Below are 20,721 nucleotides of genomic sequence, written 5' to 3' on the forward strand. Positions count from 1 at the left end.
CACGGTCTGCAGCACCAAGCACGCCTGGGCGCGCGTGCCCGCCGAGCCCACGCCCACCGAGCGCGCGGCGCTCAAGGACAGGATCCGCGGGCTGTTGAAAGAAAAGAACGCGGTCATGGTCTCGCACTACTACGTGCACCCCGACCTGCAGGACCTGGCCGAAGAGACCGGCGGCATCGTCAGCGACTCGCTGGAGATGGCGCGCTTTGGCCGCGACCATGCCGCGCAGACGCTGGTCGTCTCGGGCGTGCGCTTCATGGGCGAGACGGCCAAGATCCTCTCGCCCGAGAAAACCGTGCTCATGCCGGACCTGGACGCGACCTGCTCGCTCGACCTGGGCTGCCCGATCGATGAATTCAGCGCGTTTTGCGACGCGCACCCCGACCGCACCGTGGTCGTCTACGCCAACACCAGCGCGGCCGTGAAGGCGCGCGCCGACTGGCTCGTCACGTCGAGCTGCGCGCTCGACATCGTGCGCGCCCTCAAGGACCAGGGCCACAAGATCCTGTGGGCGCCCGACCGCCACCTGGGCGACTACATCCGCCGCGAGACCGGCGCCGACATGGTGATGTGGAACGGCGCCTGCATCGTGCACGACGAGTTCAAGGCCTTCGAGCTGGAGGCCCTCAAGCAGGAGCACCCGCTCGCCAAGGTGCTGGTCCACCCCGAGTCGCCCGCCGACGTGATCGCCCTGGCCGACGCCGTGGGTTCCACCTCGGGCATCCTCAGGGCCGCCCAGGAGATGGACGCGCGCGAGTTCATCGTCGCCACCGACAACGGCATGATGCACAAGCTGCGCACGCTGAACCCCGGCAAGGTCTTCATCGAGGCGCCCACCGCCGGCAACAGCGCCACCTGCAAGAGCTGCGCCCACTGCCCGTGGATGGCGATGAACGGCCTCGCCGGCGTGGCGCAGGTGCTCGAGACAGGCAGCAATGCCATCCACGTCGATCCGGCCATCATCCCGCGCGCGCGCCTGCCGATCGACCGCATGCTGGCCTTCACCGCCGCGCTGAAAAGCGGCCAGCCCACGGCCGGCCTGGTGCCGCACCTGGGCGCCGCGTAAGCGACCGGGCGAGGGTGGCGCACACCCGAAACTCTCTTTTCAATAGCTGTCAGCGCTTGCCCCATAAGCGTTAGAGGCCGATTTGACCATTACCGCACTGATTGACTTCTCGGACCCTCTGGACCGCACTGCGCCGCGCCTGCGCCACGCCTTTGGCACGCCGCGTGCACTGCTGCTGGCGCACGCGCCGCGCGAGGTGCGCGCCGTGCTCGACGCCGTGCAGGCCGCTGCCGCGCAAGGCGCCTGGTGCGTGGGCGCGCTGCGCTACGAGGCCGCGCCGGCCTTCGACCCTGCATTCCAGACCCACGCCGCAGACGGCCCGCTGGCCTGGTTTGCCGTCTACGATGCAGCACTGCCCTGGCCCGAGGCTGCGCTGGTCGAGGACGCGCCCGAACTGCGCTGGCAGCCCGGCCCCGAGCGCGCGCACTTCAATGCCGCGCTCGGCGCCATCCACCAGGCCATCGCCCGCGGCGAGTACTACCAGGTCAACTACACCGCGCCCCTGCTGGCCGCGCTGCACGGCGGCGGCGCCGAGCCCGCGCGCGCGCTGTTCGGCGCGCTGCAGCGCGCGCAGCCCGGCGGCTACGCGGCCTACCTCGACATGGGCGATGAGCAGGTGCTGTCGGTCTCGCCCGAGCTGTTCTTCGACTGGCGCAGCGGCGCCGGGGATGGCCACATCCTCACCCGCCCCATGAAGGGCACGGCCCCGCGCGGCGCCACGCCCGAGCAGGACGCCGCCAACGCCGCCGCACTGCGCGCCAGCCCCAAAGAGCGCGCTGAAAACGTCATGATCGTGGACCTGCTGCGCAACGACCTCTCGCGCATCGCCCAGCCCTTCAGCGTGCAGGTGCCCCGGCTGTTCCACACCGAGGCCCTGCCCGCGGTGTGGCAGATGACCTCCGACGTGCAGGCGCGCACGCGGCCCGGCACGCAGCTGGCCGATGTGTTTGGCGCGCTGTTCCCCTGCGGCTCCATCACCGGCGCGCCCAAGGTGCGCGCCATGCAGGCCATCCACGCGCTGGAGGCCGGGCCGCGCGGCATCTACTGCGGCGCCGTGGGCGTGGTGCGGCCCGATGGTCAGGTTGGCCAGGGCGGCATCCGCGCCACCTTCAACGTGCCGATCCGCACCGTGGTGCTCAAGGACGGCCAGGCGCGCTGCGGCATCGGCAGCGGTATCACCTCGGGCGCCGAGCCGGATGCCGAATGGAACGAATGGCGCCACAAGCGCGCGTTTGTGGAGCGCGCCAGCCAGCCGTTTGACCTGCTCGAAACCCTGGCGCTGGACGGCGGCCAGCTGCGCAACCTGGCAGACCACCTGGCGCGCCTGCAGGACGCCGCCGCGCATTTTGGCTATGCGTGGGCGGCTGTGCGGGTAGAGCAGTGCCTGCAGGCACTGGCGCAAGCCCACCCGCAGGGTCTGTGGCGTGTGCGCCTCTTGCTCGGCGCCGCAGGCACGCCGCGCGCCGAAGCCTTTGCCATGCAAGCCACGCTGGAGCCCGTGCGCCTGCAACTGGCCGATCGCCCGTTGGACGAGGCGCACAGCGAATTCGTGCGCTACAAGACCACGCGCCGCGCCCATTACGCGGCGTTCGAGCCCTTGCAGAGCGGCGTGTTCGATACCCTGCTGTGGAACGCCGAAGGCGAAATCACCGAATGCACGCGCGGCAACGTGGCGATGCGGATCGGCGGCCGCTGGGTCACGCCGCCGCTCTCCTGCGGCCTGCTGCCGGGCGTGGGCCGCGCCGTCGCACTGCGCGAAGGGCGCTTGAGCGAGGCCGTGGTGCGGGTGGAAGATGCGGCCCGTGTGCAGGAGTGGGCGTTTTTGAACAGCTTGCGCGGGTGGATGGGGGCGGAACTGCTGGTGTGAGCAGGCTGGGGCCGTGGACGCTTGGGGGCGTTGGCTGTGTCGCCACCTTTCGGAATTTCGAATGTGACCGGGAGCTGTGCCCAGCCGTCCAACTCAAAAGCAAGCCCTGGACACCACTGGCTTCAGCCGCCGTGACACCCACCGCCACGCCATGGCAGTGACTGCGCCTGGTCGCCACGGCGCCGCCATCACCTGAAGCGGCATGGCTGGCCGCCATCAGAGCACAGGCCCCTCAAGAGCCCTCGGCGCTGGCGAGCTGAAAGCGGAACACCGCACCCTTGTCGGGCTGCTGCACCAGCTGGATATCGCTGCCGTGCAATTGCAGAATGCGCTTGACGATCACCAGGCCCAGCCCGCCGCTACCGGTGCTGTCGGTGCGCGAGCCGCTCATGAACACCGGGCGCATGAAAAGTGACTTCTGCAGCTCGCCCGGAATGCCTGCACCCGTGTCGCTCACCTGCACCGTGACGCCCGCATTCTGGGCCCGCAACTGCACCACGATTTCACCCCCCACCGGGGTGTGGCGGATGGCGTTGTCGAGCAGGTTGGTCAGCACACGCTCGATCATGCCGAGGTCGGCCGACACCACCGGCAGGCCCGGCGCAATGTCGGGATGGAGCCGTTGATGGCGCGCCTCGGCCGCCAGCTCAAACTTCTGGAACACGTCTTGCACCAGGTCGGCCAGCGCGAAGCTCTCCTTCTCCGGCTTGACCACACCGTATTCGAGCCGTGCCAGCTCGAACACCTCCTGCGCCAGGCGACCCACCTTGCGGCTCTGGTCCAGCGCGATTTCCAGGTAGCGCCGCCGTTCCGCCTCGTCGAGCGTGCCGGCCTTGAGCAGCAAGGTTTCGAGATAGCCGTGCAGCGACGTGAGGGGCGTGCGCAGGTCATGCGAGATGTTGGCGAACAGCTCGCGGCGCTGCTGGTCCTGCAACGTGAGCTCGCGCCATTGCTCGGCGAGGTGCTGCGTCATCTGCGCGAAGGCCTGGCCCAGTTGAGCGATCTCGTCGCCGCCCCGCGACAGGCGCTCCAGCCGCGGCGTCTCGCTTTGCAGCGAGGCAATGCCCTCGGTCTCGAAACGCTGGACCACCGCCGTCAGCTCGCGCAGCGGCCGGGTGATCAGGCGGAAGGCAGCCAGCCCCGCCAGCAGCCCCAGCAGCGCCACCAGGCCCATCGACCAGAGCGTGGTGCGCAGCACGTTATCGGCTGTCATGTTGGCGACCAGCGCATCGTGGTCTTCGCCCTGCAGCACCACATAGACATAGCCCGCGTCACGCCCCGCCATGCGCAGCGGCGCGGCGCTGAACACCTTGGAGGTGTCGAGGCTGCGCGGGTCGTCGCCGACGATGGGCAGCGGCCCGCCCGCCAGCAGCGCACGGATCGGCCCCAGTTGGACCCTGTCGCGCTTCAGGTGCCCGGGCGGCGCGGCCTGGGCCTCGATGCGGCCGTCCAGCCCCAGGAGGTAGACCTCCACGCTCGGGTTGACGGCCATGAGCTTGTCGAACAGATCTTTCACCGCTGCCTGGTTGAGGCCGTCCGGCTGCATCAGCTCGGGATTCTCGGCAATGTGCGCTGCCAAGCCGCTCGACAGGCGTTGAATGACTTCCTGCTCGTGCTTGCCGCTGGAGCGCACCTGCAACCAGACCGACGCGCCGCAGCACACCAGCAACAGCACCGCGAACACGGCCGACAGCCGCCGCGACAAGGTGGCCCAGGCCATCATGGCGCGTCCTCCCCGTTGGCAGAGGTTGACAGCTTGTAGCCGTGGCCCCACACCGTGAGAATGCGCCGCGGCTGCGCCGGGTCGGTTTCGACCTTGGCGCGCAGCCGGTTGATGTGTGTGTTGACGGTGTGCTCGTAGCCGTCGTGTTGGTAGCCCCAGACATGGTTGAGCAGGTCGAGCCGCGAGAACACCTTTCCGGGGTGGCGGGCGAAGAAGTACAGCAGGTCGAACTCGCGCGGGGTGAGCTCAATGAGCTTGCCATCGACGCGCACTTCACGTGCCAGGGGCTCGATGTCGAGCTCACCGAGCGTCAGACTGCCCGATTCCATGCGCGCATTGCGGGCCAGTGCGTCGGTACGCCGCAGCAGCGCCTTGACACGGGCCACCAGCTCCAGCACCGAGAAAGGCTTGGCCAGATAGTCGTCTGCGCCCAGCTCCAAGCCGAGGATGCGGTGCACCTCGCTTGAGCGTGCGCTGATGATGATGATCGGCGTGTATCGCGCCATGGCGCGGGCCCGGCGGCAGATTTCGAGACCGTCGATCCCCGGCAGCATCAAGTCGAGCACCAACGCATCCCAGTGGCTGCGCTCGAGTTCGCGCAGGCCGGCGTGGCCGTCGGCGGCGTGCTCCACCGCATAACCCTCATCGCGCAGATGCATGTGCAGAAGCTCCGCAATGTGGGGGTCGTCCTCGACGATCAATACGCGCTTGACGGTGGCCATAGGCCGCCATTTTCATGCGATATGCGGTTTCGAGTTATCACGATTAATTGAACTTTGCGTGATACATCGGCCAGGGGGTGCGCCCAACAATCCGCCCCATGAACCACACCGTCGCCGCCCCTGTTGCCGCTGCGGCCGCCCCGGCCGATGGCCGGCCCATCCATCCGCGCTGGATGCGCATCACGCACTGGCTCAATGCCTTGGCCGTGGTGATCCTGGTGATGAGCGGCTGGCGCATCTACGACGCGTCGCCGTTCTTTCCATTCTCCATCCCGGCCGTCATCACACTCGGCGGCTGGCTGGGCGGCGCGCTGCTGTGGCACTTTGCGGCGATGTGGCTGCTGGTGTGCAACGGCCTGGTGTACCTGGCGCTCAACACCGTCAGCGGCCGGTGGACCCGCAAATTCTTCCCGGTGACGCCGCGCGGCCTGCTGCACGACGTGTCAGCCGCCCTCCAGGGCAAGCTCTCGCATGCCGACCCGCGCCACTACAACAACGTGCAGAAACTGGCCTACCTGTTCGTGGTGCTCGACCTGATCGTGATCGTGCTGTCGGGCCTGGTGCTGTGGAAGTCGGTGCAATTTCCCATGCTGCGCGATTTGCTGGGCGGCTACGAGTTTGCGCGTCGGATCCACTTCTGCGCCATGGCCGCCATCGTTGCTTTTCTTGTCGTCCACCTCGTGATGGTGGCCCTGGTGCCCCGCACCCTGCTCACGATGTTCGGCGGCCGCACGCCCAGAGCATGATGAAAATCCTCAAAGCCCACACATTGCTCGACATCGACGGCGAAGCCGTGGTGCGCGAGGCCCGCTCGCTGATTGCAGGCAAGCTCGACCAGCCCGCACGCCGCGCCTTCCTGCAGCGCTCGCTCACGCTCGGCGGCCTGTCGCTGCTCACAGGCTGCAGCATCAGCGACAACGCCAGTGTGGAAGCCGCGCTCATGAAGATCTCGCGCTTCAACGACAAGGTGCAGGGGCTGATCTTCAGCCCGACGCAGCTCGCGCCGACCTATACCGAGGCCGAGATCACCCGCCCGTTCCCGTTCAATGCCTTCTACAGCGAAGACCAAGTGCCCCAGGTCGACGAGGCCAGCTACCGGCTCGAAGTGGCCGGCAGGGTGGCTGACAGGCACGCCTGGACGCTGGCCGAACTGCGCGCCATGCCGCAAACCGACCAGATCACACGCCATATCTGCGTGGAAGGTTGGAGTGCCATCGGCAGATGGGGGGGCGTGCGTTTTGCCGACTTCCTGCACCGCATCGGTGCCGATACCAGTGCCAAGTACGTCGGCTTCAAATGCGCAGACGACTACTACAACAGCATCGACATGCCCACCGCACTGCACCCGCAGACGCTGTTGACGCTGACCTATGACGGACAGCCCCTGCCGCCCAAGTACGGCTTTCCGATGAAGCTGCGCATGCCGACCAAGCTGGGCTACAAAAACCCCAAGCACATCACGGCCCTGTTCGTCACCAACACCTATCCCGGTGGCTACTGGGAAGACCAGGGCTACAACTGGTTCGGAGGCAGCTGAGAGGCGCTCACGGCCCCTCGGCTGCCGAAGAAAGCGCGAGGCCAAGTTCCATGGAACCAAGCCAACTGTGTGCAAACCGCAACCTCAACTGGAGGCTTCAAATGAACAAGCTCACTACCACCCTGCTCGCCACCTGCATCGCTTTCGCCAGCGCCTCGGCTTTCGCTGCAGAGGACATGGCCAAGGATGGGATGGCCAAGGACTCAATGGCCAAGGACTCAATGGCCAAGGAGGGCATGAAGAAAGACCCCATGGCCAAGGATTCGATGTCCAAGGACTGCATGGAAAAAGGCGCCATGGACAAGGATTCGATGTCCAAGGACTGCATGAAGAAAGACCCCATGACCAAGGGGTCCATGTCGAAAGACGGCATGAAAAAAGACTCCATGGGCAAGGACCCCATGAAGTATTAAGCCCCCAGGCAACGACATGGGCGCCTGGCAGATGCAGCGTCCATGTTCGTTGGCCGCTTTCTCCGCCATGCGCATCCTTCCCCCGGAAGCATTTATGAAACACCTCGCATTCACTGCCAGCATGCTGGCTGCCGCCGCACTGGTGTGGCACGGATTGCCTTCGTTCGCCGAAACCGCCCACCGTGTGCCAGCACCCGCCGCTGACCTGGTGGCCCCCACCACCGCCCAGACCGAGACCGCCATATTCGCAGGCGGTTGTTTCTGGGGTGTGCAAGGCGTGTTCCAGCATGTCAAAGGCGTGAGCGACGCCGTGTCGGGCTATGCCGGCGGCGAAGCCAAGACCGCGCGTTACAACGAAGTCGGCTCGGGCCGCACCGGCCATGCCGAGTCGGTGCGCATCACCTACGACCCGCAGAAGATCAGCTACGGCAAGCTGCTGCAAATCTACTTTTCCGTGGCACATGATCCGACCGAACTGAATCGCCAGGGCCCTGACAGCGGTACGCAGTACCGATCGACCGTGTTCGCCGAAAATGCCGACCAGGCACGCATCGCCAAGGGCTACATCGCGCAGTTGAACCAGGCCAAAATCTTCAGCCACCCCCTGGCGACCACGGTCGAGTTGTCCAAGCCCTTCTATGTGGCCGAGGACTACCACCAGAACTATCTGACGCGCCACCCGAGCCAGCCCTATATAGCGATCAACGACCTGCCGAAGATCGACGAACTCCAAATGCTTTTCCCCGAGGTTTACCAGGCCACGCCGTCGCTGGTTCGCTCGGGAAGGAGCAGCTGAAGGCCTGCGGGTGCGCATAGCGCCACGGTCTTCAAATCGCCATCCGAGGGATTCCACCCCAGTCGCTGTGGTGCCGAAGGCCTGGACCTTTGTGAACAGCTTGGGCGGCTGGCTGGCGGCCACTGTGGGACTTCCATGGGTTGAGGTTGTTTGGGCTCCAGCGCTTGTGAATACTGCGCAGATTGCTATTTTTTCTGTGTTTATTGGCGCGCGCGTGCATACCCGCATGCCGGCGCCTCTGCGCTTGAAGAGGTGCGAACCCGGGTGCCAACCTAAGGTTTACACCGATATGTCACACAAAGTTCTTCTAATGGCCAGAGCCTCTCGCCGCGAGGGGCCGACCGGATGGCAGCGAGGGCGGTCTTGCCCCAGCCTGCTGCCGGTGCTTTCACTCCATCGAAGAAATGAACACCATGAAAAAATCACTCGTTGCCATCGCAGCGCTCACGGCCGCAACGGGCGCTTTCGCCCAGTCCTCCAGCGTGACCCTGTTTGGCGTGCTGGATGCCTCGGTGGCACGCATGTCCAGCAGCACCAACAGCATCACCGGCCTGTCCAGCGGCGGCCAGTCCAGCAGCCGCCTGGGCTTTCGCGGCACGGAAGACCTGGGCGGCGGCCTGAAGGCGGGTTTCTGGCTCGAAGGCGGCCTCGCGGTGGACAACGGAACGTCCAGCGCGTTCAAGTTCGATCGCCGCTCCACGGTGAGCCTGTCGGGCAACTTCGGTGAAGTGCGCCTGGGCCGCGACAAATCGCCCGCCTACCTGAACATCGAAGCCTTCGACCCGTTCGGCGACGCCGGCGTCGGCGGCAACGGCGGCTCGAACCTCGTGGACAGCAAAGCAGACGGCACCCCCGAAGGCAGCGCGCCCAAGCGCGCCAGCAACGGCGTGAACTACCTGCTGCCCAAGATGGGCGGCTTCTACGGCCAGGCGCAGTACGCCTTCGGCGAAAAGCCCTCCAACCAGGCCAACGACACGCAGGGCAACTCGATGGCGCTGCGCCTGGGCTACGCCGCCGGCGCGCTGAATGTGGCCCTGGGCCTGGGCACGGTGCGCGGTGGCCCGGCCACCGACGGCGTGAATTACAAGTCCACCAACATCGGCGCCTCGTACAACCTGGGCATGGTCAAGCCGATGGTCCTGTTCGCCACCGAGCGTGGCAACGGCCGCCGCGTCGATCTGTTCGGCCTGGGCGCCACCGTGCCCCTGGGCCAGGGTGAGCTGCGCGTGGCCTACAACAACTTCAAGCGCAAGGACGTGGCCGATGCCGACTCGCAAAAGTTCGCGATCGGCTACGGCTACAACCTGTCCAAGCGCAGCCAGGTCTATGGCACCGTCGCGCGCGTCAGCAACGACGGCGCAGCCAAGCGCGGTCTGGCCGTGTCGTCGTCGTCCCTGGCCAGCCCCACGATCGCCAATGGCGACAACGTGACCGGCTACGAAGTCGGTTTCCGCCACACCTTCTGAGCGCCCACCGGGCCGCAGGCGGGGGCATGGCGCGCAGTCTCTGGGGTCGTGGACCGCGGGGACCTCTTGGTAGGGAAGGGCCGTGCCATGCCCGCGCCTGCGTCCGAAGGGCACTTGGAGCTTGAACACCCCCTGGGTGCCCTCAGTTGAAAATTCGGTGGGGAAAATCTCCCCACGCTCGGCGCCATGCCACGCTGCACTTCTCCGCAACGCCATCCGGCAGCTCTGAGGGTTGCACCGTGGCTGGCGCCGATTCGGTTGACTGGCTTGTCAACCCGCTTCATTCAGTACCCTGGGTCGGATCGTCCACACAACGTGCCGCCCCGCGCCCACCCGCCGCCGAACAAACCCGCATCGTCACCAAGCTTGAAGAACTCCTGTCCGACCTCGACGCCGGCGTGTCCGAGCTGAAGGCGGCTCAAAAGAAGCTCACGCAATACCGCCAGTCGCTGCTCAAGGCGGCTGTCGAGGGCGCGCTGACGGCGGACTGGCGCGCCCGCCACGTCCCGGCCGAGTCGGGCGCGCAACTGCTGGAGCGCATCCTCACCGAGCGCCGCGCCCGCTGGCAGGCCCGGCAACCGGCCAAATTCGAAGCCCAAGGCAAAACACCGCCCAAAGACGGGCAAGCCAAATGCCCCGAACCCGTGGCGCCGGACACCACGGGCCTACCGGAGTTGCCGCAGGGGTGCAGGCCGTGCTGGCGGTCAATGCCGAGCTGGTGCACTTGTACTGGCAGGTGGGCTGCCTGCTCGCTCAGCGCCGGCAGCAAGCGGGCTGGGGCGCGGCGGTGATCCCGCGGCTGGCGCAGGACCTGGCCAACGCACTGCCCGAGCTCAAGGGCTTTTCTACCCGCAACCTCGACCGCATGGTGGCGTTCGCCCGGGCCTACCCCCGGCCTCTGGAATTTGCGCCACAGGCTGTGGCGAAATTGCCTGGCGCGGCCCGTGAGGCCGCTTTGTCGCCACAGGCTGTGGCAAATTTGGGCGGCGATGGGAGTGTGCTGTGGCAGGTGCCCTGGGGTCACCACGCGGTGCTGCTGCAGGCGGTGAAAGACGCACCCACCCGGCACTGGTATATGGCGCAGACGGTGGCCCAGGGCTGGAGCCGGAGCGTGCTACAGGCGCAGATCCAGGGCGGCGCCCATCTGCGCCAGGGCGCCCTGGTCAACAACTTTGCCGACCGCCTGCCCGCGCCGCAGTCTGACCTGGTGCAGCAGGCGCTGAAAGACCCCTACATCTTCGACTTCCTCACGCTGGAAGCCAGCTTCCGCGAGCGCGAGCTGGAAACCAGCCTGGTGGCCCATCTTGAAAAGTTCTTGCTGGAACTGGGCCAGGGCTTTGCCTTCGTGGGCCGTCAATACCCATTGACGGTGGGCGAAAACGATTTCTACATCGACCTACTTTTCTACCACCTCAAGCTGCGCGCCTTTGTGATGATTGAGCTCAAGCGTGGCGACTTCAAACCCGAGTTTGCGGGCAAGCTGAACTTCTATTGCAATGTGGTGGACGACACGCTGCGCCACGACAGCGACGCCCCCACCATCGGGCTGATGCTGTGCCAGAACAAGGACAGCGTGCTGGCCGAATACGCGCTGCGCGGCATCGACAAACCCATTGGCATAGCCAGCTACGAACTGACCCGCGCCTTGCCAGCCAGTCTGCAAAGCGTGCTGCCCAGCATTGAAACCATTGAGGCGGAGCTCAGCTCGCCCAACGCGGCGCCCTCCCCGGATCCAACATGAACACATCCTCCCTGATCCAGAAAGTCTGGAATTTCTGCCACACGCTGCGCGACGACGGCGTGGGTTATGGCGACTATCTTGAGCAGCTGACCTATCTGCTGTTCCTGAAGATGGCGCATGAATATGCGCGGCCGCCCTACAACCGCGATGCGCGCATTCCGCCCAGCTACGACTGGGATGCGCTGCGCCGCCAAACCGGCGAACCGCTGGAGGCGCAGTACCTGGCTACGCTGCACCGGCTGGGGCAGGAGGGCGGCATGCTGGGTGCGATTTTCTTCAAGGCGCAAAACAAGATCCAGGACCCGGCCAAGCTCAGCCGCCTGGTGCAGCTGATTGACGCCGAGAGCTGGGTCGGCATGGACGCCGACACCAAGGGCGACCTGTATGAGGGCCTTCTGCAAAAGAACGCCGAGGACACCAAGAGCGGTGCGGGCCAGTACTTCACGCCGCGCGCGCTCATCCAGGCCATGGTGGCCTGCATGCGGCCCAAGCCGCTCAAGACCATTGCCGACCCGTCCTGCGGCACGGGCGAGTGGGTCCGGCAAAACGCCGAATGGCTGGGCTACGAGGCGCCCCGCCTCAACGCCCGGCAAAAAGCGTTTTTGCGCGACGAGACTTTTCAGGGCAACGAGATCGTGCCTGGCACGCGCCGCCTGTGCCTGATGAATTTGTTCTTGCACAACATTGGCGAACTGGTGGGTGAGCCGGCGGTGGAGCGCGCCGATGCGCTGATTGCTGAGCCCAGCGTGCGGGTCGATTACGTGCTGGCGAACCCGCCGTTTGGCAAGAAAAGCAGCATGACCATCACCAACGCCGAAGGTGAGGAAGACCGCGACGCGCTGACCTATCAACGCCAGGACTTCTGGGAGACCACCAGCAACAAGCAGCTGAACTTTTTGCAGCACATCGTGAGCCTGCTCAAGGTGACGGGCAAGGCGGCGGTGGTGCCGCCCGACAACGTGCTGTTCGAGGGCGGTGCGGGCGAACGGATTCGCAGGAAGCTGCTGGAAACCTGCGACGTGCACACCGTGCTGCGGCTGCCTACGGGCATCTTCTATGCCCAGGGCGTGAAGGCCAACGTGGTGTTTTTTGATGCCAAGCCCAAGGATGGCCGCACGCAGACCCAGGGCGTGTGGTTTTACGATCTGCGCACGAATCAGCATTTCACGCTCAAGACGCGGCCGCTCAAGTTCGAAGACCTGCGCGACTTCATTGCCTGCTACCGCCCGCACAACCGCCACGAGCGGGTGGAAACGGAGCGTTTCAAGTTCTACAGCCATGCCGATCTGGTGGCGCGGGACAAGGCGAGCCTGGACATTTTCTGGCTCAAGGACGACAGCCTGGACAACCTGCAGGACCTGCCGCCTCCCGAGGTGCTGCAGCAGGAAATCATCGAGCACCTGGAGGCTGCACTGGCGGCGTTCCGCGACGTGGCGGCAGGGCTGCCAGGACAAGGCGCCGCAACGGTGTGATGCCGCCCAGCGGCTACCGGCTCTGCCAAGTTGCTTGCAGCGCTACAAATCCGTCGAACGCCCGGAGCAGGGGGGCGAACGTTTCCCGGTGGCCCTCCAGTTGCGCCAACGCCGCACAGGTGGCTTCCAGCGTCGAGAGCTGGTGGGGCTGGTGGGCTTTGCGGAGGGTGGCGTAGCGCGAGGCCGGGGGATGCACCAGCGGCAGGCGCGGCAGACGCTGCAGAGCCGGGTTGAGGTGCAGCATCTTGCGGCTTTTGCGCCAGGTGCCGTCGAGCACGACCAGGCGCAGCCGCTCGGGCGCCTGCAGCCAGGCGGGGTCGAGCGCGGGCGGCGCGGGAAGGCCCAGGGCCGCATCGTGCGGCGAGGCAGGGTAGAGCAGTACGGCGCGGGGCGCGGCGGACCGGGTGTCGAACGGCGCGGTCAGCAGGGCGTGCAGGGCCTCTGCGCCAAACGTTTCGCCCACCGCCATGCGGCTGCGCGGCAGGCTCAGGTGCAGCAGGCGCGCCGTGCCCTTGGCCTCGTGCACCTCCAGCGGGTGCTGCAGGATCAGCACTTCGACCGGGTGCGCCACGGGCGTGGCCCAGCGGCAGAGGCAGGCGCTGTGCGCGCGCAGGCAGCGGGGGCAGCGCGGGCGGACGGCAGAGGCGGTGCTGACTATCAAAAAAGGAGCTGCTCGCGCTTGTCAGGTAAGCGCTGGAGCCTTATTTCATTCAATATGCGAGGCGTGGCCTGCGGCTCAGAGCCGCTCTTTGACGTACGAGCCGCGGTCCATGTCGACGACCTCCACGCTCAGCTGCACCATCACGCCCGCGGGTTTGGGCGCGAGGCGGCGCAGCACCCCGGCCACGCGCTCGGACAGGTCTTTCTTGGCCTCGGGCGAGCGGCCCGAGAGCAGGCGCAGCTGGGCGTGCACGAAGGCGCGCTGGGCGGGGGCGGTGCCGACCTCGAAGCTGTCGGCCAGCACGAAGCGGCTCTTGAGGTCGGCCTCGTCCGCGATTTCGAGGCTGGCGGTGACGGCGGCGTTGAGCTCGCTCAGCGCCTCGGCTTCGGGGAATGGCGCGAGGTTTTGCGAGTATTCGACGATGAGGTGGGGCATGGCGGTCTCCTGTGGGGCGGTAAAAGAGGGTGTGGCTCAGCCCACGGGCGGCACCAGGATGGTGGGCGCGGCCGGGGCGGCCATGTCGGGGTAGTCGCGACTGTAGTGCAGGCCGCGGCTTTCGCGGCGCAGCTGGGCCGAGCGCACGATGAGCGCGGCCACCTGCACCAGGTTGCGCAGCTCCAGCAGGTCGCGCGTGACGTGGAAGTGGGCGTAGAACTCCTGGATCTCGGCCTGCAGCAGCGTGATGCGGTGCGCGGCGCGCTCCAGGCGCTTGTTGGTGCGCACGATGCCGACGTAGTCCCACATGAAGCGGCGCAGCTCGTCCCAGTTGTGCGAGATGACGACCGACTCGTCGGCGTCGGTGACGCGGCTGTCGTCCCAGCGCGGCAGCGCCGGAATCGGCACGCGCGGCGCAGCCGCGATGGCTTGGGCCGCGGCGCGCGCAAACACCATGCATTCGAGCAGCGAGTTGCTGGCCAGACGGTTGGCGCCGTGCAGGCCGGTGCAGGCGATCTCGCCGACGGCGAACAGGCCGGGCAGGTCGGTGCGGCCGGCCAGGTCGGTCAGCACGCCGCCGCAGGTGAAGTGCGCGGTCGGCACGACCGGGATGGGCTGGCGCGTGATGTCGATGCCCAGCTCGGCGCAGCGCGCCAGGATGTTGGGGAAGTGCTCCTGCAGGAACGCCGGGCTCTGGTGCGAGATGTCCAGCAGCACGCAGTCGAGGCCGTGGCGCTTCATCTCGTAGTCGATGGCGCGCGCCACCACGTCGCGCGGCGCGAGTTCGGCGCGCGCGTCGTGCTCGGGCATGAAGCGCGTGCCGTCGGGCAGCAACAGGCGCCCGCCTTCGCCGCGCACCGCCTCGCTGATCAGGAACGACTTGGCGTGCGGGTGGTACAGGCCCGTCGGATGGAACTGGATGAATTCGAGGTTGCCGACGCGGCAGCCCGCGCGCCAGGCGGCGGCGATGCCGTCGCCGGTGGCGGTGTCGGGGTTGGTGGTGTAGAGGTAGACCTTGCCCGCGCCGCCCGTGGCCAGGATGGTCTGCGGCGCGCGGAACGTGACGACCTCGTCGGTCTGCGCGTCGAGCGCGTACAGGCCCAGGCAGCGCTGGCCCGAGAGGCCGAGCTTGGCGCTGGTGATCAGGTCGACCAGCGTGTGGTGCTCGAACACGGTGATGCCGGGCGTGGCGCGCACCACGTCGATCAGTGTGCGCTGCACGGCCGCGCCGGTGGCGTCGGTGACGTGGGCGATGCGCCGCGCGCTGTGGCCGCCCTCGCGCGTGAGGTGCAGCTGCTCGCCCTCCTGCGTGAACGGCACGCCCAGGCCGCGGAGCCAGGCGATGGCTTCGGGGGCGTTCTCGACCACGAAGCGCGTGGTCGCCAGGTCGCACAGGCCGGCGCCGGCGACCAGCGTGTCGTCGATGTGCGCGGCAAAGCTGTCGTCGTCGGCCAGCACGGCGGCGATGCCGCCCTGCGCCCAGCCGCTGGAGCCGTCCTGCAGTTCGCGCTTGGTGATGACGGCCACGCGGTGCGTGGGGGCTAGGTGCAGGGCGGCAGACAGGCCGGCCAGGCCGCTGCCCACAATCAGAACGTCAAAGTCGTGCGAAGCCATGGGGGTGAAGGGGAGGGGGATGCGAACCGCGGCAACCGGCCGTGGCGGTGGCCCGCACGCGGCGGGCGCGGGGTCGGGGGCTCAGGCGGGCGTATAGGCCAGCCTGACATAAATGGGGGCAAAGGCCTCGGCCTGCGTGATCTCGATCAGGGTTTCCTTGGCGAGCTCGAGCAGCGCGATGAAGGTGACGACGAGCACGGTCGAGCCCTTGGACGGCTCGAACAGCGCCTCGAATTCGACGAAGCGCCGGCCCTGCAGCGCCTTGAGCACCTGGCTCATGTACTCGCGCACGGAGAGTTCTTCGCGCGTGATCTTGTGGTGCTGCACCAGCTTGGCGCGCTTCAAAATGTCGCGCCAGGCCTCCTGCAGGTCGGGCAGGTGCACGTCGGGAAAGCGCGGGTGCAGGCCCTGCTCGATGGTCACCTGCGCCTTGAGGAAGTCGCGCCCGTACTGCGGCGCCTGGCTCAGGCGCATGGCGGCGAGCTTCATCTGCTCGTATTCGAGCAGGCGGCGCACCAGTTCGGCGCGCGGGTCCTCGGGCTCCTCGCCGCCCTCGGCCTTCTTGGGCGGCAGCAGCATGCGCGACTTGATCTCGATGAGCATGGCCGCCATCAGCAGGTACTCGGCCGCGAGTTCGAGGTTGCGGCTGCGGATCTCGTCGACGTACACCAGGTACTGCCGCGTCACGCCCACCATGGGGATGTCGAGGATGTTGAAGTTCTGCTTGCGGATCAGGTACAGCAGCAGATCGAGCGGGCCTTCAAAGGCTTCGAGGAAGACTTCGAGCGCGTCGGGCGGGATGTAGAGGTCGGTGGGCAGGGCGAACAGCGGCTCGCCGTACAGGCGGGCGAGTGCCACCTGGTCCACCACCTCGGGCTGGGCGCCATGGGCCAGGTCGGGGAGCGGTGCAAGGGTTGGCACGTCGCGGGTGCTGCCCATGGGGTGCTTCAAAAAAGCTAGCTGCTAGCGCAGTGTGGATAAGCGCTGGCGGCTGTTTTTGTCACAAATTCTTGATCGGAGCGGTCTGGTAGACGTAGGGCTGTTGTTCCACTTCGCCGGCGTTGAAGTCTTGCCACAGCGTGCGGTCCACCGGCTTGTCCCACAGCAGGGCACGGCCGGCGACCTGCTGCGCGTCCAGCTCGGGGTGCTCTTTCTTGAGCTGGTTGAGGAACAGTGTCGCGTCGGACATGTAGTGGGGGCGGGCAAAGATGGACATGGACTGGGTTAACCTCTCTGGCTTGATTTTACCGGGGACCGCCATGCGACTGAGCAAACACCTTGCGCGCGCCGGTGCCATGGCCGCGGCGCTGCTGGCATTGCTGGGCTGCGACCCGCAGCGCATCAGCGAACTCGAAGAGGGTTTGTCGACCGAAGCCGACGTGCAGGGCCGCTTCGGCGTGCCCGACAAGGTCTGGGACGACGGCGGCGGCGCGCGCACGCTCGAATACAACCGCCAGCCCGCCGGCCAGCGCAACTACATGATCACCATCGGCCCCGACGGCAAGATGAGCGCGCTGCGCCAGGTGCTCACGCCCGAGAACTTTGCCCGCATCACGCCCGGCATGGACATGCAGGAAGTGCGCCGGCGCCTGGGCAAGCCGGCCAAGGTCACGCCCTATGCGCTCAGCGGCGAGACGCACCACGACTGGCGCTTTCTCGAGCCGCCGACCACGCCCCTGGTGTTCACCGTGGTGACGACCGACGGCCGCACGGTCGCGCGCACGATGGTCGGCCCCGACATGGACGCGCCCGAGAACAAGGGCGGGCGCTAGGCTTTATCCCGTCACCCGGCGCAGCAGCGCACGCGTGACGGCGCGCACCTTTTGCGCCAGCGTGAAGCGCTCGAAGTTGGTCTTGACCACGCCCTCGGTAAACGCCGTGCGTTTGCTGTAGTCGATCGCGACTTCGACGATCACGGGCTGGCCCGTTTCGGCGGCCGCGTTGGCGGCGGCGATCTGGCCGACCAGATCGGCGTCGTTGGCAATTTTCAGGTACTCCGCGCCCACGGCCAGCGCCACGCCGTCCAGACGCACGGGCGCGAGCACCGTGCAGGGCTTGCGGTTGTACGGGATCTCCTGCGCCTGCGAGATCTGCGACAGCTCGCCGTCGCAGAACACGTAGTAGACGATGCCCAGCTGGCGCTGTGTGGCGGTGATGATTTCCATGCAGGTCATGCGAAAGCACCCGTCGCCGACTATGCAGTTGACGGGCACGCCGGGCCGCGCCAGCTTCGCGCCGATGGCGGCCGGCACCGAATAGCCCATGGCGTTGAAGTCGGTCGGCACGATGGCCGATTTGGCGCTGAGGATGGGAAACAGCTCGGCCGTCAGGTAGGTGTGGTTGCCGTCGTCGACCACCGTGACGGCCTCCGGCGGGTTGGCGGAGCGCAGCGCATCGAAAAAGCGCGCCGGGTTCACGCGGCCGTGGCTGTCGTGCGCGTACCAGGCGTCGCGGTAGGCCTGCTTGTCGGCGGCGATCTGGCGGTGCAGCGTGGCGCGCTCGGGCGCGGGCGGCATGGCGTGGCGCAGCGCCTGCAGCAGCTGGGGCAGCAGCACGCGCGCGTCGCCCGCCAGCGTGACCTGCGCGGGGTAGTTGGCGCTGAACACCCGTGGGTTGATGTCGAGGTGGACTAGTTGCGTGGGCACCGTGACGCCAAAGCTCCCGGTGGCGATCTCGGCAAAGCGCGTGCCAATCGCCAGCATCGCGTCGCAGCCGGCAAACGCGTTGCGCGCCGCCGGCACGGCCGACGGCCCGAAGCCCAGGCCGGCGTGCAGCGGGTGCGACGCTGGAAACACCGAGAAGCCTTGCAGCGTGGTCGCCACGGGTGCCTGCAGGTGCTCGGCCAGCGCCGTGACTTCGGCCAGGCAGTCGCGCGCGCCCCAGCCGACGAACAGCGCGGGGTTTTGCGCGCCGCGCAGCAGCGCCACGGCGGCGGCGATGTCGGCCGTGGGTGCGGGCGGCGGCAGGGCGGGCGGCTGCCAGCGCGGCAGCGCGCCCACCTCGGCGGGGAACAGTTGCAGGTTGGCCGGCAGCTCGATGAACACCGGGCCGGGCTCGCCGGCGGTGGCCGTGCGGTAGGCCTCGAAGAAGATCGGCACGATGTCTTCGTGGCGCTCGATGTGCCAGGTCGCCTTGGTGATGCCGCGCATGAACTGGTGCAGGTCCATCTGGTGCAGCTGGTACTGCCACTTCACGTCGGTGCGCACGCCGCCGCAGATCACCAGCATCGGCACGCCATCGAGGAACGCCTCTCCGATGCCGCTGGCCGCATGCGTCAGCCCCGCGGCCGGCACCACCACCAGCGTGCCCACGGTGTCCGACAGGCGGCTGAGCGCATCGGCCATGAAGGCGCCGCCGCCCTCGTGGCTGACCAGCACGGGCCGGACGTGCGCAGAGCTGTTGAGCTCGTCGTACAGCTCGGTGTTCTGCACGCCGGGGATGCCGAAGGTGTAGCGGATCCCCAGTTGCTCCAGGGCATAGCGTGCCAGCCAGGCGCCGGTTTTGGTCATGGTCGTCTCCCTCTTTAAATGGTGAGCAGCGTGCGCCCCGCCAGCGACGCCGCCGCGGCGCGCGCGCTGAGCACGCAGCCGCCAAGGAACGTGCCTTCGAGCGCGCGCAGCCCGTGCACGCCGCCGCCGCCAAAACCGGCGGCCTCGCCGATGGCGTAGAGGCCGGCAATGGGCGCACCATCGGCGCCGAGCGCGCGGCTTTCCAGGTCGGTCTGGATGCCGCCCAGGCTCTTGCGGCTGATGATGAATTCGCGGATCGCGATCAGCGGCAGCGCCTTCGCGTCCACGATGGGCTGGCGCTTGCACAGGCGCAGCCGGTCGCCGCGGTACTGGCGCAGGTGCTGGAGGCGGCGCAGCTGTTCGTCGTTCTGGAATTTGTCGGGCCGCAGGATCTGCGCGTCATAGCCGCGCACCGCCTGCTCCACCGTGGCCAGATCCACAGCCTGGTCGCCCTGCAGCGCGTTCATCTTCTCGACCAGCTCGGGCAGGCTCTGCGCCACCACAAAGTCGGGGCAGCGCGCGAGCAGCGTGTCGACCAGCCAGCGGTTGCCGCGCAGCAGGTCGCGCACGAAGGCCGGCGCGTTCCTGTCGCGCAGGCTCGGATTGTGCTCGGCGCCCGAGACGGCCAGCTCCTTGAGCGCAATCCTGTGGTTGAGCAGCTGCCATGAATAGGCGCGCTCCTGGCGGCAGATCTGCGTGACCAGTTCGCGCGTGTCGTAGCCCGAGACCAGCGGCTGCGGGCCGATGCGCTCGCCGCGCCAGTTCAGCCACAGCGCCGTCTTGGGCGGCACCAGGCTCAGGCCGGCGTGCGGTTTGGTGGAGTGGTAATGGTGCACACCGGCGGCATAGTTCCACATCTTGTCGAGGTGGGTGATCTGCGCGCCCACGGCGGCCGCGGCGTCGTGCACGCGGCCGTCGGCATAGCGGTGCGAGCCGTTGAGCAGCACCTCGGGCGCCCGGCCCCAGTCGGCATGCCAGTGCTGGCGCACGCGCTCCATGCTGCCGTTGATGCCCCCGGCGGCCAGCACCACGGCGCCCGCGCGCAGCTCGAACGCTGCGCCGGTGTCTTCCACCACGCCCTGGCAGCCGACCACGGCGCCGTTCTGCATGGTTAGGCCCTCGACGCGGTGGTGAAAGCGCAGCGCGAGCTGCCCTGAATGCACGAAGGGCTGCAGCTGCGCGATCAGCGTGGTCGCCAGCGCGTGGCCCGTGCCCCAGACGATGTGGAAGCGCGGAAAGCTGTTGCCCGGCGTGAACTGGCCGCGCTCGACCCAGTTGGGCACCGGGAAGTATTTGATGCCCTTGCCGCGCAGCCACCAGTACATCTCGGGCGTGCAATGCGCCACATAGGCCTGGGCCCAGCGGCGCGGCCACAGGTCATCGGCGCCAAACTGCGCAAACGCCTGCCAGTCGGCCAGCGCCTGGTCGACGCTGTCGCGGATGCCGGCGCGGCGCTGCTCGGGCGTGTCGACGGCGAACATGCCGCCAAAGCTCTCGCGCGCCAGGCCGCCGAGTTGGTCGGGCGCGTCGCGGTCGAGCAGCAGCACGCGCTCGCCCTGGGTGAGCAGTTCGAGCGCGCAGACGATGCCGGCGATGCCCGCGCCGACGATGGCCACGCTGTAGCCTGGGGATGCCTCCATGCTGTGCCTCCTGCGGCCCGCTGGAGCGGGCTCTGCCGCGCAAGATAGCCCATCCGGGC

At 67.5% G+C, this 20,721-nt stretch carries 20 protein-coding genes; 10 read left to right on the plus strand and 10 right to left on the minus strand.

The genetic code is table 11. From position 1 onward, the window contains the following. Window positions 1–1,066: quinolinate synthase NadA (gene nadA / locus B2J89_RS09575; protein ID WP_169168857.1), on the plus strand; the 1,066-nt coding region annotated here is incomplete at its 5' end. 82 nt (window positions 1,067–1,148) lie between these two features. Then, a complete protein-coding gene (locus B2J89_RS09580; protein ID WP_169168858.1) occupies window positions 1,149–2,933 on the plus strand; it encodes a chorismate-binding protein in 1,785 nt (594 codons plus the stop codon). A 232-nt stretch (window positions 2,934–3,165) separates the two neighbouring features. Here the strand turns inward: B2J89_RS09580 and B2J89_RS09585 are convergent, their stop codons facing one another. Further along, a complete protein-coding gene (locus B2J89_RS09585) occupies window positions 3,166–4,656 on the minus strand; it encodes a HAMP domain-containing sensor histidine kinase (RefSeq protein WP_169168859.1) in 1,491 nt (496 codons plus the stop codon). After that, window positions 4,653–5,378 (minus strand): response regulator transcription factor, encoded by a 726-nt coding sequence (locus B2J89_RS09590; RefSeq protein WP_169168860.1) that lies wholly within the window; start codon window positions 5,376–5,378, stop codon window positions 4,653–4,655. Before B2J89_RS09590 ends, B2J89_RS09585 begins: the two co-directional genes overlap by 4 nt. A gap of 98 nt (window positions 5,379–5,476) precedes the next feature. Between B2J89_RS09590 and B2J89_RS09595 the strand changes: the two genes are divergently transcribed. From B2J89_RS09595 to B2J89_RS09615, 5 genes are all read left to right on the plus strand, one after another. Then, window positions 5,477–6,124 carry a cytochrome b/b6 domain-containing protein gene (locus tag B2J89_RS09595; RefSeq protein ID WP_169168861.1) on the plus strand — a complete coding sequence of 216 codons (648 nt, stop codon included), beginning with the start codon at window positions 5,477–5,479 and terminating at the stop codon, window positions 6,122–6,124. Further along, the gene (locus B2J89_RS09600; protein ID WP_169168862.1) at window positions 6,124–6,915 is read left to right on the plus strand and encodes a molybdopterin-dependent oxidoreductase; all 792 of its coding nucleotides are present in this window, start codon (window positions 6,124–6,126) and stop codon (window positions 6,913–6,915) included. Before B2J89_RS09595 ends, B2J89_RS09600 begins: the two co-directional genes overlap by 1 nt. A 101-nt stretch (window positions 6,916–7,016) precedes the next feature. Further along, window positions 7,017–7,328, plus strand: coding sequence for a pentapeptide MXKDX repeat protein (locus B2J89_RS09605; protein ID WP_169168863.1), 312 nt, complete (start codon window positions 7,017–7,019; stop codon window positions 7,326–7,328). Between the two features lie 94 nt (window positions 7,329–7,422). Next, on the plus strand, window positions 7,423–8,124 hold the full coding sequence (msrA, locus tag B2J89_RS09610; RefSeq protein WP_169168864.1) for a peptide-methionine (S)-S-oxide reductase MsrA: 702 nt from the start codon (window positions 7,423–7,425) through the stop codon (window positions 8,122–8,124). A gap of 413 nt (window positions 8,125–8,537) precedes the next feature. Then, complete coding sequence (locus tag B2J89_RS09615) at window positions 8,538–9,590, plus strand: porin (RefSeq protein WP_169168865.1); 1,053 nt, start codon at window positions 8,538–8,540, stop codon at window positions 9,588–9,590. Between the two features lie 284 nt (window positions 9,591–9,874). Here the strand turns inward: B2J89_RS09615 and B2J89_RS09620 are convergent, their stop codons facing one another. Next, complete coding sequence (locus B2J89_RS09620) at window positions 9,875–10,189, minus strand: hypothetical protein (RefSeq protein ID WP_169168866.1); 315 nt, start codon at window positions 10,187–10,189, stop codon at window positions 9,875–9,877. A 32-nt stretch (window positions 10,190–10,221) separates the two neighbouring features. Between B2J89_RS09620 and B2J89_RS09625 the strand changes: the two genes are divergently transcribed. Beyond that, window positions 10,222–11,331: a YhcG family protein gene (locus B2J89_RS09625; RefSeq protein WP_169168867.1), complete on the plus strand. Its 1,110-nt coding sequence runs from the start codon at window positions 10,222–10,224 to the stop codon at window positions 11,329–11,331. Continuing rightward, window positions 11,328–12,803 carry a class I SAM-dependent DNA methyltransferase gene (locus tag B2J89_RS09630; RefSeq protein ID WP_169168868.1) on the plus strand — a complete coding sequence of 492 codons (1,476 nt, stop codon included), beginning with the start codon at window positions 11,328–11,330 and terminating at the stop codon, window positions 12,801–12,803. The genes B2J89_RS09625 and B2J89_RS09630 overlap by 4 nt, the downstream gene beginning before the upstream one ends. A gap of 13 nt (window positions 12,804–12,816) precedes the next feature. Here B2J89_RS09630 and B2J89_RS09635 read toward each other — a convergent pair whose 3' ends face one another. The 5 genes from B2J89_RS09635 to B2J89_RS09655 form a co-directional block, all read right to left on the minus strand. Continuing rightward, entirely contained in the window at window positions 12,817–13,461 is a 645-nt protein-coding gene (locus tag B2J89_RS09635) for a tRNA-uridine aminocarboxypropyltransferase (protein ID WP_169168907.1), read from the minus strand. Between the two features lie 78 nt (window positions 13,462–13,539). Then, on the minus strand, window positions 13,540–13,899 hold the full coding sequence (locus B2J89_RS09640; protein WP_169168869.1) for a 5-carboxymethyl-2-hydroxymuconate Delta-isomerase: 360 nt from the start codon (window positions 13,897–13,899) through the stop codon (window positions 13,540–13,542). 36 nt (window positions 13,900–13,935) lie between these two features. Beyond that, a complete protein-coding gene (gene nadB / locus B2J89_RS09645; RefSeq protein ID WP_169168870.1) occupies window positions 13,936–15,513 on the minus strand; it encodes an L-aspartate oxidase in 1,578 nt (525 codons plus the stop codon). 81 nt (window positions 15,514–15,594) lie between these two features. Beyond that, window positions 15,595–16,452: a ScpA family protein gene (locus B2J89_RS09650; RefSeq protein WP_240964804.1), complete on the minus strand. Its 858-nt coding sequence runs from the start codon at window positions 16,450–16,452 to the stop codon at window positions 15,595–15,597. 61 nt (window positions 16,453–16,513) lie between these two features. Continuing rightward, complete coding sequence (locus B2J89_RS09655) at window positions 16,514–16,729, minus strand: DUF3460 family protein (protein ID WP_169168871.1); 216 nt, start codon at window positions 16,727–16,729, stop codon at window positions 16,514–16,516. Between the two features lie 43 nt (window positions 16,730–16,772). On the opposite strand from B2J89_RS09655, the gene B2J89_RS09660 reads away from it, so the two are divergent. Beyond that, the gene (locus B2J89_RS09660) at window positions 16,773–17,285 is read left to right on the plus strand and encodes an outer membrane protein assembly factor BamE (RefSeq protein ID WP_169168872.1); all 513 of its coding nucleotides are present in this window, start codon (window positions 16,773–16,775) and stop codon (window positions 17,283–17,285) included. A 3-nt stretch (window positions 17,286–17,288) separates the two neighbouring features. Here the strand turns inward: B2J89_RS09660 and B2J89_RS09665 are convergent, their stop codons facing one another. Both B2J89_RS09665 and B2J89_RS09670 read right to left on the minus strand, forming a co-directional pair. Further along, window positions 17,289–19,022: a thiamine pyrophosphate-binding protein gene (locus B2J89_RS09665; RefSeq protein ID WP_169168873.1), complete on the minus strand. Its 1,734-nt coding sequence runs from the start codon at window positions 19,020–19,022 to the stop codon at window positions 17,289–17,291. A 14-nt stretch (window positions 19,023–19,036) separates the two neighbouring features. Then, window positions 19,037–20,662, minus strand: coding sequence for an FAD-binding dehydrogenase (locus tag B2J89_RS09670; RefSeq protein WP_169168874.1), 1,626 nt, complete (start codon window positions 20,660–20,662; stop codon window positions 19,037–19,039). Between the last annotated feature and the right edge of the window lie 59 nt (window positions 20,663–20,721).

The sequence above is a fragment of the Acidovorax sp. SRB_24 genome (assembly GCF_012931925.1).

What these genes read in the sequence shown, in the direction of transcription:
- B2J89_RS09585 (WP_169168859.1), bottom strand. Translation starts at nt 4,656, where the DNA reads ATGATGGCCTGGGCCACCTTGTCGCGGCGGCTGTCGGCCGTGTTCGCG.
- B2J89_RS09590 (WP_169168860.1), bottom strand. Translation starts at nt 5,378, where the DNA reads ATGGCCACCGTCAAGCGCGTATTGATCGTCGAGGACGACCCCCACATT.
- B2J89_RS09595 (WP_169168861.1), top strand. Translation starts at nt 5,477, where the DNA reads ATGAACCACACCGTCGCCGCCCCTGTTGCCGCTGCGGCCGCCCCGGCC.
- B2J89_RS09600 (WP_169168862.1), top strand. Translation starts at nt 6,124, where the DNA reads ATGAAAATCCTCAAAGCCCACACATTGCTCGACATCGACGGCGAAGCC.
- B2J89_RS09605 (WP_169168863.1), top strand. Translation starts at nt 7,017, where the DNA reads ATGAACAAGCTCACTACCACCCTGCTCGCCACCTGCATCGCTTTCGCC.
- msrA (WP_169168864.1), top strand. Translation starts at nt 7,423, where the DNA reads ATGAAACACCTCGCATTCACTGCCAGCATGCTGGCTGCCGCCGCACTG.
- B2J89_RS09615 (WP_169168865.1), top strand. Translation starts at nt 8,538, where the DNA reads ATGAAAAAATCACTCGTTGCCATCGCAGCGCTCACGGCCGCAACGGGC.
- B2J89_RS09625 (WP_169168867.1), top strand. Translation starts at nt 10,222, where the DNA reads ATGCCCCGAACCCGTGGCGCCGGACACCACGGGCCTACCGGAGTTGCC.
- B2J89_RS09630 (WP_169168868.1), top strand. Translation starts at nt 11,328, where the DNA reads ATGAACACATCCTCCCTGATCCAGAAAGTCTGGAATTTCTGCCACACG.
- B2J89_RS09640 (WP_169168869.1), bottom strand. Translation starts at nt 13,899, where the DNA reads ATGCCCCACCTCATCGTCGAATACTCGCAAAACCTCGCGCCATTCCCC.
- nadB (WP_169168870.1), bottom strand. Translation starts at nt 15,513, where the DNA reads ATGGCTTCGCACGACTTTGACGTTCTGATTGTGGGCAGCGGCCTGGCC.
- B2J89_RS09650 (WP_240964804.1), bottom strand. Translation starts at nt 16,452, where the DNA reads ATGGGCAGCACCCGCGACGTGCCAACCCTTGCACCGCTCCCCGACCTG.
- B2J89_RS09655 (WP_169168871.1), bottom strand. Translation starts at nt 16,729, where the DNA reads ATGTCCATCTTTGCCCGCCCCCACTACATGTCCGACGCGACACTGTTC.
- B2J89_RS09660 (WP_169168872.1), top strand. Translation starts at nt 16,773, where the DNA reads ATGCGACTGAGCAAACACCTTGCGCGCGCCGGTGCCATGGCCGCGGCG.
- B2J89_RS09665 (WP_169168873.1), bottom strand. Translation starts at nt 19,022, where the DNA reads ATGACCAAAACCGGCGCCTGGCTGGCACGCTATGCCCTGGAGCAACTG.
- B2J89_RS09670 (WP_169168874.1), bottom strand. Translation starts at nt 20,662, where the DNA reads ATGGAGGCATCCCCAGGCTACAGCGTGGCCATCGTCGGCGCGGGCATC.